This is a genomic window from Bradyrhizobium sp. CCBAU 53421 (genome assembly GCF_015291625.1).
In the GTDB taxonomy this organism is placed as follows: Bacteria; Pseudomonadota; Alphaproteobacteria; order Rhizobiales; family Xanthobacteraceae; genus Bradyrhizobium.
Genome location: NZ_CP030047.1, coordinates 7258116 through 7272283 on the forward strand (window position 1 = coordinate 7258116; position 14168 = coordinate 7272283).

General features: G+C 64.4%; 12 protein-coding genes. 6 read left to right on the forward strand and 6 right to left on the reverse strand.

Annotation, left to right across the window (positions count from 1 at the left end; all coding sequences use genetic code 11):
* Positions 1–50: 50 nt before the first annotated feature.
* The 4 genes from XH92_RS34100 to XH92_RS34115 all read left to right on the forward strand — a co-directional run bounded on the left by XH92_RS34100 (position 51) and on the right by XH92_RS34115 (position 5128).
* Complete coding sequence (locus XH92_RS34100; protein ID WP_194456057.1) at positions 51–284, forward strand: hypothetical protein; 234 nt, start codon at positions 51–53, stop codon at positions 282–284.
* A 291-nt stretch (positions 285–575) separates the two neighbouring features.
* Positions 576–2906 carry a TonB-dependent siderophore receptor gene (locus XH92_RS34105; protein ID WP_194461547.1) on the forward strand — a complete coding sequence of 777 codons (2331 nt, stop codon included), beginning with the start codon at positions 576–578 and terminating at the stop codon, positions 2904–2906.
* A 1-nt stretch (position 2907) separates the two neighbouring features.
* Complete coding sequence (locus XH92_RS34110) at positions 2908–3933, forward strand: extracellular solute-binding protein (RefSeq protein ID WP_194456058.1); 1026 nt, start codon at positions 2908–2910, stop codon at positions 3931–3933.
* Positions 3926–5128 carry a PepSY domain-containing protein gene (locus tag XH92_RS34115; protein WP_194456059.1) on the forward strand — a complete coding sequence of 401 codons (1203 nt, stop codon included), beginning with the start codon at positions 3926–3928 and terminating at the stop codon, positions 5126–5128. The genes XH92_RS34110 and XH92_RS34115 overlap by 8 nt, the downstream gene beginning before the upstream one ends.
* 9 nt (positions 5129–5137) lie before the next feature.
* On the opposite strand, the gene XH92_RS34120 is transcribed toward XH92_RS34115, so the two are convergent.
* Together XH92_RS34120 and XH92_RS34125 are read right to left on the reverse strand one after the other, a co-directional pair.
* Complete coding sequence (locus tag XH92_RS34120; RefSeq protein ID WP_194456060.1) at positions 5138–5665, reverse strand: DUF4269 domain-containing protein; 528 nt, start codon at positions 5663–5665, stop codon at positions 5138–5140.
* A 225-nt stretch (positions 5666–5890) separates the two neighbouring features.
* Positions 5891–7528: an isocitrate lyase gene (locus XH92_RS34125; protein ID WP_194456061.1), complete on the reverse strand. Its 1638-nt coding sequence runs from the start codon at positions 7526–7528 to the stop codon at positions 5891–5893.
* A 145-nt stretch (positions 7529–7673) separates the two neighbouring features.
* Here XH92_RS34125 and XH92_RS34130 point away from each other — a divergent pair, with 145 nt between their 5' ends.
* Complete coding sequence (locus XH92_RS34130) at positions 7674–9110, forward strand: short-chain fatty acyl-CoA regulator family protein (protein ID WP_194456062.1); 1437 nt, start codon at positions 7674–7676, stop codon at positions 9108–9110.
* Between the two features lie 9 nt (positions 9111–9119).
* On the opposite strand, the gene serA is transcribed toward XH92_RS34130, so the two are convergent.
* The 3 genes from serA to XH92_RS34145 all read right to left on the reverse strand — a co-directional run bounded on the left by serA (position 9120) and on the right by XH92_RS34145 (position 11464).
* A complete protein-coding gene (gene serA / locus XH92_RS34135; protein ID WP_194456063.1) occupies positions 9120–10373 on the reverse strand; it encodes a phosphoglycerate dehydrogenase in 1254 nt (417 codons plus the stop codon).
* A gap of 278 nt (positions 10374–10651) precedes the next feature.
* Positions 10652–10888: a BA14K family protein gene (locus tag XH92_RS34140; protein WP_246787829.1), complete on the reverse strand. Its 237-nt coding sequence runs from the start codon at positions 10886–10888 to the stop codon at positions 10652–10654.
* A 279-nt stretch (positions 10889–11167) separates the two neighbouring features.
* A complete protein-coding gene (locus tag XH92_RS34145) occupies positions 11168–11464 on the reverse strand; it encodes a hypothetical protein (RefSeq protein WP_246787831.1) in 297 nt (98 codons plus the stop codon).
* 601 nt (positions 11465–12065) lie between these two features.
* Between XH92_RS34145 and XH92_RS34150 the strand changes: the two genes are divergently transcribed.
* Positions 12066–12998, forward strand: a complete 933-nt coding sequence (locus XH92_RS34150) for an AraC family transcriptional regulator (protein ID WP_194456065.1) — start codon at positions 12066–12068, stop codon at positions 12996–12998.
* A 21-nt stretch (positions 12999–13019) separates the two neighbouring features.
* On the opposite strand, the gene XH92_RS34155 is transcribed toward XH92_RS34150, so the two are convergent.
* Positions 13020–14111, reverse strand: a complete 1092-nt coding sequence (locus XH92_RS34155) for an ABC transporter ATP-binding protein (RefSeq protein WP_194456066.1) — start codon at positions 14109–14111, stop codon at positions 13020–13022.
* Positions 14112–14168: the final 57 nt, after the last annotated feature.

A 14168-nucleotide genomic window follows, 5' to 3' on the forward strand; every position in this document is an offset into this window, starting at 1 on the left:
CAAATCCTGTCTGCGGGTGGCGCAACAAAAACACTATGGGGAAAACCTACATGCAGCAGGCAGTCTCGGGCGCACGGAGTGCGGAATCGTCTGGCTATGTTCTCTACTTCCAGCTCGCCAGCAATGGCGCGAGACGCGCGTGCAGTCTGACGATCCAGGCGGAAAGTGCCGACGAGGCGGCGCGGATCTTCCGCGAGAACTGGGGCACGATCGAATCGATGGCACGCGACGGCGTGAGCACGGGAATGGTCGGTTCGGCGTGCGTCAGCCTGGCTATGTCGTGAGGCGCATCGCGCCTACACGAGCGACCCTACGCTTGAGGTGCGACAGCAAGACGACTGCTGACCGCAGACCAGGATCGCGCGACCATTTGACGCGCTAACCTGACAATCAAACATGAGAGGCGAGGCTCGCGCACGCGCGCGAGCCTCGTCTTGTCTTAGAACGATTCAAATCCAATCCGGTTAGAGGGATTCAAGTCTGCTCCGGTTCTTTTCGCGCGGGCTAGCTGCTAGAGGCGCGGCGTGAATGAGTTTGCGTGAATCGGAAGTCTAAGAGTGCCTGCAAGAGTGTCTGTGAATGCTGATGGCCGGCTTGTCGGCGACCGTCGAAATGCCGCCGACAAGGGCCGTACTCACCTGCTGATCGGCGCGGCATTCCTGCTCGCCGATGTCTCCTCGGCGGTGACGCCAGCAAACGCTCAATCGAGCGTCCCCTTGCCGCCGGTCACGGTCGACCAACCGACGCAGAAGCGCAAGCCGACCGCTGCGGCGAAGCCGGCGCAGCGAACGCAAGCCGCCGCCTCGGGACGGCAGCGCAGCCGGCCTGCCCAGCCGGCGCCACCGACACCGTCGCAGCGTGCAGCAGCGGCCGCCGCCGCGCTGAACGAAGCCAAGCTCGGCTATCGCGCGATGCCGAGCTCGACCACCTTGCGCAGCGGCGCCTCGCCGCTCGACACCACGCAGACGGTCAATGTCGTACCAGAGCAGGTGCTGAAGGATCAGCTGCCGCGCAATCTTGACGACGCGCTCGCCAATGTCAGCGGCGTTACCCAAGGCAACACGCTGGCCGGCACCCAGGATGCGGTGATGCGCCGCGGCTTCGGCGACAACCGCGACGGCTCGATCATGCGCAACGGCATGCCGCTGGTGCAGGGCCGCAGCCTCAACGCTGCGGTCGAGAGCGTCGAGGTGCTGAAAGGCCCGGCGTCGCTGCTCTACGGCATCATGGATCCCGGCGGCATCGTCAACACGATCAGCAAGCGCCCCGAACTGTATCAGCACGGCTCGGTGACCCTGCTCGGCTCGACCTTCGCCAACGACAAGAGCGGCGCCGACGGCACCATCGACATCACCGGCCCGATCGGCAATGGCGGCCTCGCCTACCGCTTCATCGGCTATGGCGTGAGCGAGGACTATTGGCGCAATTTCGGGCGCCACCGCGAAATGCTGGTCGCACCGTCGCTGGCCTGGTACGGCGACAACACCACCGTCCAGCTCAACTACGAGCACCGCGAATTCATCACGCCGTTCGACCGCGGCACCGCGTTCGATTCCGTGACCAAGGCGCCGCTGGCGATCCCGGCGACGCGGCGGCTCGACGAGCCCTTCAACAACATGTGGGGAACTTCCGACCTGATGCAGGCCTCGGTCGAGCACCGGCTGAACCAGGACTGGAAGCTGTTCGCGGCCTACAGCTACAACACCGAGACCTTCAGCGCCAACCAGCTCCGCATCACCGGCGTCAACAGCAAGACCGGCGTCGAGACCCGCAGCAATGACGGCACATGGGGCTCGCTCAGCAATGCAAGCTACGGCACCTCCTATCTGCAGGGCAATGTCTGGCTCGGCGGCTTCCGCCACGAGGTGCTGCTCGGCGGCGACGGCCAGTACCGCACGATCTACCGCGACAATCTGATCCGGCAGGCGACGCCGAGCTTCAACTTTTATAATCCGGTCTATGGACTGATCACGCCGGGCACCACGATCTCCGCCGCCGACAGTGCCCAGACCGACAAGCTCGGTCAGTGGTCGCTGTTCTTCCAGGACACGCTGCATCTGACCGAGCGCTTCGCGCTGGTCGGCGGCGTGCGCTACATGGATTATGATCAGATCGCCGGCAAGGGACGGCCCTTCATCACCAACACCAACGTCTCGCAGGACAAGGCGCTGCCGCTCGGCGGCGCCATCCTCAAGCTCACTGACGAGGTCTCGCTTTACGCAAGCTACACGCAATCGCTGAAGCCGACCTCGACGATCGCGCCGCTGACCGGCGGCGTCGTGATCGGCTCCAACATCGCGCCCGAAGAGGGCACCCAGTGGGAGACCGGCGTCAAGTTCGACTTCAACAAGCGGATCTCCGGCACGCTTGCGCTCTACGACATAGACAAGAAGAACGTGCTGGTCTCGCAGCTCAACCCCGCGACCGGTATCGTCGAATACCGCACCGCCGGCAAGGTTCGTTCGCGCGGCGTCGAACTCGATGTCACCGGCAGGTTGACCGACAGCTGGAGCATGATCGGCAGCTATGCCTATACCGATGCACGGGTCACCGAGGATCCGACGCTCGCCGGCAACGCCCTGCAGAACGTCGCACTCAACACCGCCTCGCTCTATCTGGTTTACGATTTCGGCACCACCCTGCCTGGCCGGTTGCGCCTCGGCGGCGGCGCGCGCTATGTCGGCGACCGGCCCGGCGATGCCGCCAACAGCTTCGTGCTGCCGGCCTACACCGTCGCTGATGTCTTCGCGACCTACGAGACCAAGGTGCAGTCGTTCCCGGTAGTCTACCAGTTCAACGTCAAGAACCTGTTCGACACCGTCTACTACCCCTCCGCCAACAACATCCTGACGGTGGCGATGGGCGACGCGCGGCGCTTCTCGCTTTCGGCGACGGTGAAATTCTAGCATGGGCACGGCACGGACAGCGATCGGACTGCTCGCCGTCCTGGCTGCGACCGCTTTCGCCTGCGCCACCGTCCACGCCGAGGAGCTCACGCTCTACTCGACCCGGGAAGCCAATCTGGTCGAGCCCGTCATCGCCGCCTTCACGGCAGCGAGCGGCACCAAGGTCAGGACCGTCTTCGTCGAGGACAGCCTGGTCAAGCGCCTGACAGCGGAAGGCGACACCTCATCCGCGGATGTCCTGCTGACCATCGGCCTCGACAAGACGATTCTGCTTGCCGCGCGCGGGCTGACGCAGGCGATTGCATCTCCAGGGCTTGAGCAGGCGGTGCCGGCGAACCTGCGCGGCGGCAACGGCCAGTGGATCGCGCTCGCCATCCGTCCGCGTGTGGTGTTCGCACGCAAGGACAGCCCTCTCGCCGCGATCACTTATGAAGAGCTCGCCGATCCCAAATGGCGCGGCAAAGTGTGCATGCGGCCGGCCGCGCACCAGAACAATGTCGCGCTGATCGCGGCCTATCTTGCACATCATGGGACGGATGCGACGGAGACCTGGCTCGGCGGACTGAAGCGCAACCTCGCCCACAAGCCGGCCGGCAAGGACAACGACGTGGTCCGCGAGATCGCGGAAGGGCGCTGCGACATCGGAATCGGCAACACGGTCGCGCTCGCGCAGCTTCGCGACGGCCGCGACGGCACCGACTGGCGCGCATGGGCGGACGCCGTGAAGGCGGTGCCGACCATATTTGAGGGCGGCGGCAGTCACGTCAATCTGACGGGCGCCGCGATCGCCCGGCACGCACCGCATCCGGCCGCGGCCCGCGCGTTCCTCGAATTCCTCGCCACACCCGAGGCCCAGACGATCTTCTCCACCGCCGAGCTGCAATACCCCGTGCTTGCGACCGCAAGGCGGGCCCCGATCGTGGAGGGGATCGGATCGTTCGCGGCCGATGCTCTCTCCATCGACGAGATCGCGGCGCATCAAGCGGCCGCAACCGCCCTGATCCGAAAGGCCGGATTCGATGAGTGATGTCCAACGCCCGATCAAGGCCGCGCTGCTGCAGGTCCACTCCATCGCCGGCCTCGCGCTGGCGCTGCTCTGGGCCGTGGTCGGCCTCACCGGCGCGACGATGGCGTTCGAGGACGAGATCGAGGCCAGCCTGAACAGCGGCATCATGCGCGTCGACGCCAGCGCGGCCCGGCGGCTGACGCCGGATGAACTCGTCGCATGTCTCCAGTCAGGTGGCGACTTTGGCCGGGCCTCCGCCGTGATGATGGCGAGCAACCCGTCAGCGGCCGCGCGCGTCCGCTTCGCCCGCGGCGAAGGCGGCTCGCGGCCATCCTCAGTGTATGTCGACCCCTATGACGGACATGTGCTCGGCTCGCCGCGCGGCGAGGACTTCTTCGCCACCGTCCGCAAGCTGCATCGCTGGCTGCTCCTGCCGGGCGACGGCAACGGCATTGGCCGCACGATCACCGGGTCAGCCGCGATTGGCCTGATCGTGATGCTGATCACCGGCCTCGTGCTGCGCTGGCCGCATCGCGCGCGTAGCGTGAAGATGTGGCTGAAGCCGAACCTGGGCCTGCGCGGGCGCGGCCTGCACCGCTCGCTGCACGCCGTGATCGGCACCTGGGTGCTGCCGGTCTATCTGGTGATAACGCTGACCGGGCTGTGGTACTCGTTCGAATGGTACAAGGCCGGCGCCAACTGGCTGTTGGCACGGCCTCAAGCCACAGCCGCAGCGATGCAGCCCAAACCCCCGCGCGCCGGCGCGGCTGCCGCGAGCAAGGGCGACACCAGCGCCGAGGCAAAGCCACTCGCCTTCGACCGTGTCTGGTCGGCCTTCCTGCAACAGGAGAAGGACGGTTACGCAAGAGCCCTCCTGACCTTGCCGGCCGGCGCGGGCACGGCGGTGCGCGTGCGGTCATGGCCGCGAGATTCCTCGCTCGAGAGCGTGCGTGACGAATTTCGCATCGACGCCGTCACCGGGCATGTCATCTCGTCGGATCGCTACGCGGACAAGACGTTCGGCGAGCGCGCCCTTGCCGGCGTGCTCGACATCCACCGCGGCGCCATCCTGGGATGGCCCGGCAAGCTCGCCTTCATGCTCGCCGCCGCCATGATGCCGCTGTTCGCCCTGACCGGCCTGCTGCTCTATCTGTCCCGCCGCAGACACCGGCGCCTCGCTCGGCCGCCGGTCGGCCACCTCGTCCCGGGCGAATGAACTGCGCGATCAGCCGGGATCGCACGCCGCGAGCCGGGCGCGCAACGCGGCGTCGGTTTCGGCCGCAAGTCCGAGCAATCCGCGATAGGGATCGCCTGGTATGCCGAGCACGGCGGCGAATGCAGGCTCGGTCTTGAGGCCATCTGCCCGCAGCTTGCCGACGGCTCGCCGCAGCCGTCCGTCATCCAGCGCGAGCAACCGCCGCTCGACCTCGAAATGAATCCAACCCTGCTGCTGGTCCACCGGACTCCGGTCGCCGAACAGTTCGAACGGCCAGCCATCCCACACAAAGCGGGCAATCGTCGGCCGTGTTCCCGAGGTCCATCGATAGAGCGCGAAATCATCCGCCGATCGGTAGTGATCCCAGACGATTTCCGCGAAGGCATTCGGATCCGGCGCATGGCAGACGATATCGATGTCGCTGCCGGGCACGGCAAGACCGAGCGGCAGCGTTCCGACGATACGGGGATCGAATGGTTTCAGCAGCTCGATCACGGCAGAGCTGGTGACGGCGGATGCATAGTGCCCGGCCTTCATCGCACGGCGTGCCCTCGAGATCGCAGCGATGCAATACCACGCTCGCGTGGGGTGAGAGAACCTCGACAAGCGGGCGGAAGCCTGACGGGAAAGGTCTTGCAAACGCTACGGGGCGATCTCAACCGCGTCATCGTGGTCGAAATCGCCCCGTCAAACGCAGACAGGCGGGACTGCCTCGCAATCCCGCCTGTCCAGCCGATCGTCGCAATGATCGGTTCGGATCGATTAGCCGAACTGGTTCATCGTGTTGTGAACGCCGCCCGCCTTGAGGGCAGCCTCACCGGCGAAGTACTCCTTGTGATCGTCGCCGATGTCGGAGCCCGCCATGTTCTGATGCTTCGCACAAGCGATGCCCTGACGGATTTCCGCGCGCTGCACGTTCTTGACGTAGCCGAGCATGCCCTGCTCGCCGAAATACTCCTTCGCGAGATTGTCGGTCGACAGCGCTGCCGTGTGGTAGGTCGGCAGCGTGATCAGGTGGTGGAAGATGCCGGCGCGCTTGGCCGAATCCGCCTGGAAGGTACGGATACGCTCGTCGGCTTCGATCGCCAGCGGGGTGCCGTCGTATTCCACCTTCATCAGTTCGGCGCGGTTGTACTTGCTGACATCCTGGCCCGCTTCCTTCATCGCGTCGTAGACCTGCCAACGGAAGTTGAGGGTCCAGTTGAACGACGGCGAGTTGTTGTAGGCGAGCTTCGCGTTCGGAATGACCTTGCGGATGCGATCGACCATGCTGGCGATCTGCTCGATATGCGGCTTCTCGGTCTCGATCCACAGCAGGTCGGCGCCGTTCTGCAGCGAGGTGATGCAGTCAAGCACGCAGCGATCCGCACCGGTGCCTGGACGGAACTGGTAGAGGTTGCTGGGCAGCCGCTTCGGACGCATCATCTTGCCGTTCTGGTTGATGATGACGTCGCCATTGCGCGCATTGGCTGCCGTCACTTCCTCGCAATCGAGGAAGCTGTTGTACTGATCGCCGAGGTCGCCGGGCTTGTGGCTCACGGCGATCTGCTGCGTCAGGCCGGCACCGAGCGAGTCGGTACGGGTCACGATGATGCCGTCTTCGACGCCGAGCTCGAGGAACGCATGGCGGCAGGCGCGGATCTTCGCGATGAACACCTCGTGCGGCACGGTGACCTTGCCGTCCTGGTGGCCGCACTGCTTCTCGTCGGAGACCTGGTTCTCGATCTGCAGGGCGCAGGCGCCCGCCTCGATCATCTTCTTGGCGAGCAGGTAGGTCGCCTCGGCATTGCCGAAGCCGGCGTCGATGTCGGCGATGACGGGCACGACGTGGGTCTGGAAGTTGTCGATCTTCTCGATCAGTGCCTTTTCCTTGGCCTTGTCGCCCTCCTTGCGGGCCGCATCGAGCGCGCGGAAGATGTCGTTGAGCTCACGCGAATCCGCCTGACGCAAGAAGGTGTAGAGCTCCTCGATCAGGGCCGGCACCGAGGTCTTCTCGTGCATCGACTGGTCGGGCAGCGGGCCGAACTCGGAGCGCAGTGCGGCGATCATCCAGCCGGAGAGATAGAGGTAACGGCGGTCGGTGTTGCCGAAGTGCTTCTTGACCGAGATCAGCTTCTGCTGGGCGATGAAGCCGTGCCAGCAGCCGAGCGACTGGGTGTACTTGGTGCTGTCGGCGTCGTAGGCGGCCATGTCGGCGCGCATCAGCGCAGCCGTGTAACGGGCGACGTCCAGACCGGTCTTGAAGCGGTTCTGCAGGCGCATGCGCGCCACGGCCTCAGCGGTGACGCCGTTCCAGGTGTCCTTGGTCTTGAGGAGCGCTTCGGCCGCCTCGATCTCGCTCTGATAGGAAGCCGGCCCCTGGATGGCCCGGTCGCTGATCCCGCGCGGTTGGAAGTTCATGTCCGTGATCCCTTCGGTGACGAAATAACTGCACCGTTTGTGACGCGCGGCGTCACGGGGAGCTAGACCTGGCGCGGAAAACTTGTCATAACTTACAAGAAACCGATGTATTGTTGTAAGAATCTTACAAGAATTGGATGAGGCGATGGTAACCTCAAGCGCCCGCTCCGTTTTCATGGGCCCCCGGCTGCGCCGGTTGCGGCGCGACCTCGGGCTGACCCAGGCGGACATGGCCGCCGATCTCGAAATTTCCGCGCCCTACGTCGCGCTGCTGGAACGCAATCAGCGGCCGGTGACGGCCGACATGCTGCTTCGCCTGGCCCGGACCTACAAGATCGATCTGGCCGATCTCGCCGGCGATGGCGGCGCCGATCACACCGCCCGCATGCAGTCTGTCCTGAAGGAGCCGATGTTTGCCGACATCGACATCCCCGCGCTCGAGGTCAGCGACCTCGCGGTCAGCTATCCCGGAATGACCGAAGCGTTCCTGCGCCTCTATACCGCCTATCGCGAGGAGCAGCTGGCGCTCGCAGAGCGGCGCGCGCCGGACCTGGCGGGAGCCGCCCTGCTGCCGGGTGAGAACTTCGACGCCAACGATCCCGTCGCGGAAGTCAGGCGATTTCTCGCCGCGCGCCGCAACAATTTCGCCAACCTCGACGATGCCGCCGAGCGCCTGGTCCATGAACCGGCCGGACCAGCCGGATTTATCGAGCGGCTTCGCGAGCGTCACAAGCTCCAGGTCCGCTATCTGCCGCCGAACGTCATGCTCGGCTCGGTCAGGCGACTGGACCTGCATCGCAGGCAATTGCTGCTCGAGGACTCGCTCGATACCGCGGGCCTCAATTTCCAGCTGGCCAAGCAACTCGCGTACCTGGAGCTGGAAGGCGAGATCAGCGCGGCGGTGGAAGACGGCAAGTTCACCAGCAAGAGCACCGAGCTGCTGGCCCGCCGCGCGCTCGCGGCCTATGCCGCGGCCGCGCTCATCATGCCTTATTCCGTGTTTGCGAAGGCAGTCGAGGCGCGCCGCTACGATCTGGAGGCGCTGGCGCGCCAATTCGGCACCAGCTTCGAGCAGACCGCGCACCGCGTCACGACCCTGCAAAGGCCAGGCCTCGAGAAGGTGCCGTTCTTCCTGATCCGCGTCGACCCGGCCGGCAACATTTCCAAGCTGCTCGATGGCGCCGGCTTCCCGTTTGCAAAGCACGGCGGCGCGTGTCCGCTATGGTCGGTCCACGACATCTTCAAGACGCCGCGCCAGATCGTCACGCAATGGCTGGAATTGCCTGACGGACAGCGGTTCTTCTCGATCGCTCGCACCGTGACCGCCGGCGGCGGCGCGTTCGGCGCCATACGCGTCGAGCGGGCGATCGCGATCGGCTGCGCCGCCGAGCATGCCGGCCAGCTGATCTACACGCGCGACGGACAGGGACCGAACGCGGATGAGCCGACGCCGATCGGCGTCGCATGCCGGGTGTGCCATCGCCCGAGATGCGCGGCGCGGTCGGCACCGCCGATCGGGCGCGAGATTCTTCCCGACGATTTCAGAACCTCGAGCGTTCCGTTCGGCTTCTCGGCGGACTGACGCGGTCGATCACCCCTGCGGCCGGTTCGCGTCGTACAGCACCCGCACGCGGATCGTGCCGTCAATGGCCTTCAAATCGGCCAGCAGCCCCTCGCCCTCGCCGCCGACAACGTCGGTCTCGAGCACGACATAGCCGACCTCCGGATCGGTCTGCAGATATTGCGCCAGGATGTTGATCCCGTGCCGGGAGACTGCGTCGTTGACCTGACGCATGACGCCCGGAACATTGCGGTGAACGTGGATGAACCGGGTGCCGGTCGGTCGCGCCGGCAATTGCACCTGCGGAAAATTGACCGCGCCGAAGGTCGACCCGACATCGGAATAGTCGATCAGCTTGCGCGCGACCTCGCCGCCGATGCGATCCTGCGCCTCTTCCGTCGAGCCGCCGACATGGGGCGTGAGGATGACGTTGGAGAGGCCCTGCAGCGGCGAGACGAAGCGCGCCTCGTTCGACACCGGCTCAATCGGAAACACGTCGACAGCGGCACCCGCCAGCCGGCCCTCGCGCAGGGCGCTCGCCAGCGCATCGAGATCGACCACGGTGCCGCGTGAATTGTTGATCAGATAGGCCTCGGGCTTCATCAGCCGGAGCTGGGCTGCGCCGATCATGTTGGCGGTGGTCGGCGTCTCCGGCACATGCAGGGATACGACGTCGCTCGCTGCGAGCAATGCATCAAGCGATTCAGCCGGCTCGGTATTGCCGTGGCGGAGCTTGTCGGTCTGATCGAAATAGATCACGCGCATGCCCATGGCTTCGGCGAGGTTCGACAGCTGCGAGCCGATATTGCCGTAGCCGACGATGCCCAGCGTCTTGCCGCGTACCTCACGGCTGCCTTCGGCGGATTTGTCCCAGCCGCCGGCATGTGCGGAGACCGAGCGCGGAAAGATCCGGCGGAACAGCATGACGATCTCGGCGATGGTCAGCTCGGCCACGCTGCGGGTGTTGGAGTATGGCGCGTTGAAGACGGGGATCCCGAGCTTTCGCGCGGCGTCGAGATCCACCTGGTTAGTGCCAACCGAAAAGCAGCCGACAACGAGCAATCGGTCGGCGGCCTCGAGGATTTCCGCGGTCAACTGGGTCCGCGACCGGATTCCCAGCATATGGATGCCCGACAGCGCTTGCCTGAGCTCTTTCGGCCCCAGCGCCTTGGGCAGACGTTGCAGCTCGGTATAGCCGTTCGCCTCGAACATCCGGGCCGCGGAATCATTGACGCCCTCCAGCAGCAACACGCGTATTTTTGTCTTGGGAAGCGACAACATCATCAAGATCCAGGCTCGTGGGCTCGGGCAGGTCATGCACGGGCGGTTTCGACGGATCAGGTGATAACATAGAAAACAATCGCGTCAGAAGCGGCCGTCGGCGGCCCGCCCCGCGATTTCCGATCAAGCCCCCTCGATCCGCGCATCCAGACGCTGGGCGGGAACCGATTCAGCCAAATATCTTGCTCAATTCGTCGGCAGAGGGCCCGTTGCGACCCTGGGGTGTTCGAACGCCTGCTCCGGCTCACCGGCCGGAGCAGGCGCGGCTCCATCTCAAACGCTTACTGGCAAGGATAGCGCCGGCCGTCCTTTGCCTGGAACGTATTCGACGCCGGATCGTATGAGCGATAGCGCTGGGCGCACGATGCTGCGTGCTGCTGGGCGGCGGCGGCTTCCTGCTGCGCGGCGGCGTTGGCTGCGCCGGCCGCGATGACGCCGCCGATGAGGCCACCGACCAATCCGCCGACGGCTGCGCCGCCATCGCACTGCCCGTAACGACACCAGACCTTCTCGGTCACGGCCGGTGCTGCCGCCGCAACACTGGCACTGTGCTGGAGCGGAGCCGAAATTGCGGAGGCGGAAAACATCATAACGCCGGTGGTGGCCGCCAAAACAGCTTTCAGAAAGCGAGCCCTACGCATCATATCTCCTGCTTCATTGCTGTGGGCGCAGGTCGGCGCCTGCGTCCCGATTCCCTCAAAAATGGATGGCTCGTCCGGTCTCGGACCGGACGGCACCCTTACACGCGCGGCCGGTTACAATTCGCGCGTCAGCCTTGCTTCACAGATGGGCGGAATTCATTGGCCGGCTGCGTTCACGACGCGGCAGAGGTTGTCGCCGACGCCTGGGGCCAACTGTCCGGGCGGCAAGGTGAAGGTCGCATCGACGCGGCTGCCTTTGCCGTCCTTGCGGACGACGACTTGCAGCGTTTGTGGCCGGCCCGACCCGGTGGTCTCCTGCTGCGTGGTCACGGTGCCAAGCTTCTTGTCGACGTTCACACCGACAAAGCCCTCTGCCAGAACGGCGCGAGACACCTTATCGAGGGCGACACCGGAATTGACCGACGGGAAAATCATCCAGGTCTTGTGGGTCATGCCCGTTACCATCGGAACGCCGGTACTCTGGACGTGATCTGCGCAGCTATCGGCCAGCGCAGGTATGGACGAAAGAACCGTGAGCGCGAATACGCAAGTTATCCTTGTAAGCATGCTTCCTTAACCCGTTTGAGTTGGTCGAAAGCATTTAGGCCAAATGGGCTATGAGTCCATGGACGGCATCGCATTCCGGATGGAAGCATTCGGATTGTGGCTAGCACGATCGACCGCGAGCGCTGCGCATTCGTGCGTGCTCTCAAGCGTCAGCGCGGCAGGACGAGATCGGAACTTTCGCGTTGCCCGGGCGAGCGAATGAGATCAAATGTTACCTTCCGCGCCTCGATTGCGCGATATGGATATTTCATTCGACAATTGGATATTGAAGTGATCGAGGAGAGCGCGCGCCGAACTCACCAAAGCTGTGCTAATGTGACGATACGATCTATGCGTTTGGCGGACGCCCTGAACGATGGATACGCGATCCCGATGGATCGGATCATTTTCGCGGACAGCAACATCCGATGGTTAGGATTTGATGGTCGAAGACATACTCGCTGCGCCTCCCACGCGATCGGGATCATCGTTTGAAGAGCTGCTGCAAATGCTCCAGCCGCACGGGATCAATGCGCACTCGTCGCCGCGGCCCGACGAATCGTTTCGTTGGCATGCGGATATTGCAATTGGCGCGGAAATTGACGTCGTTCGGGCGGAACTGTCCGCGGGTTGGGATTGGGACTATTCCTACGAGAACACGTCGGGAGAGCTTGCGATCAGCCTGCTGAATGCCGGCAACGCCGAAATGCGCATCGCGGGAAAGAACGTCCAGCGGACCCCCTCCGAGATCGCCATCGTTCCGCTTCCGACGATGCAGGCGCAGCGGGTCGAAGCTGTCGATGGACGATACGCGAGCGTCACGCTCACCTTGCACACGGGCATGGTGACAAAAGTGCTGTCCGCGACGTTCGGGAGCACGGCGCTGGAAGACCTCAATCTGACGCCAATCGTCGATCTGTCGACCGGCACCGGGCAGACCCTTCTTCAGCTTGTTCGTGCCAGCGCGACCGGCTTGTATGACGGCATCCTGGCGCGCTCGCCGAAAGCCAGCGCGCTGCTGTCAGAGGCTGCGATACAGCTCATCCTCGAGAACGTGCCGCATCGGCTGAGCGACCGCTTGAACCGCTACCCGCCGGATGCGCCGCCGCGTTACATCAGGCGGGCTGTCGAGTATATGCGGGCCAATCCTCACCTGCCGCTGACGATCTCAGATATTGCCGGAACGGTCGGCGTCAGCAGCCGGTTGCTGCAACTGGGCTTCCGTAAGATTCACGGCACGACGCCTGTAGCCTATCTGCGAAAGATCCGGCTTGAAGCGATCCACGATGAGCTGTCGCGACCGGAGAACATGCTGCCGATCAGCGAGGTTGCGCTGAAGTGGGGCTTTACTCATATGGGCCGTTTCGCGGCGGTGTACCGCTCGGCATTTGGCCTGTATCCGTCCGATACGGTGCGGCGAGCCCGCGGGTTCTACAGCTAAAAGAACTGTCACCGCGACAGATCAGGAAATGGCCTTCCCTGACGCCTTGTCGAACAAATGCGTTCGCTCGAGGTCGAGCGCGACGTCGATGACGTGATCCGGCTCCGCGGCAACGCCCACCTGCATTTGCGCGGTGAACGCAGAGCCGGCGACGGTCCCGATCACGAGCGTGTGCGGTCCGAGCGGCTCCACGTCCTTCACAAGCATGCGGATGTGAGAGCCTTCCGGCGCACCTTGCCGCAATACATGATCGGGCCGCACGCCGAGCACCACGGGCTTGCCGACGCTTGCTGCATAAGCCGCCTCACGCGACTTCGGCACTCGCAACGCCGTGCCTGATGCCGCGGTGAAGGTCAGCGCGCCGTCGCGGGCGATGATTTCGCCATCGATGAAGTTCATGCTGGGCGCACCCATGAAGCCCGCGACGAAGAGATTGCTGGGCTTCTCGTAGATCGTGATCGGATCGGCGGCCTGCTCGATCCGGCCTTTGTTCATCACCACGACGCGATCGGCCATGGTCATGGCTTCGACCTGGTCGTGGGTGACATAAACGATGGTCTTGGCGAGACGGCGGTGCAGCGCCTTGATCTCGGTCCGCATCTCGATGCGGAGCTTGGCGTCGAGATTGGACAGCGGCTCGTCGAACAGGAAGACATCCGGGCTGCGCACGATGGCGCGGCCGATCGCCACGCGCTGGCGCTGCCCGCCGGACAACTGCTTGGGCCGGCGCTGCAAATACTGCTCGAGGTCGAGCACGTGCGCCACGTCACCCACGGCCTTCTCGATGCTGGCGCGCGATTCGCCGCGCACCTTCATGCCGTAGCCGATGTTCTCGCCGACCGTCATGTGCGGATAGAGCGCGTAGTTCTGGAACACCATCGCGCAGTTGCGCAGGCCGGGACGCAACTGCGTCACGTCGCGGTTGCCGATCCGGATAGTCCCGCTGGTGACGGCCTCCAGTCCCGCGATCATGCGCAACGTCGTGGTCTTGCCGCAGCCGGACGGGCCGACCAGCACGACAAACTCCTCGTCGGCCACCTTGAGGTCGAGCCCTTCGATGATCTTGTAGGGTCCGTATGCCTTGCTGACGTTCTCGATCTCGACGTGCGCCATGGAGTCCTTTTCCGTCCCTTCGTCGACGGCTGGTCAAAATCCCGGATGACGCGCGTG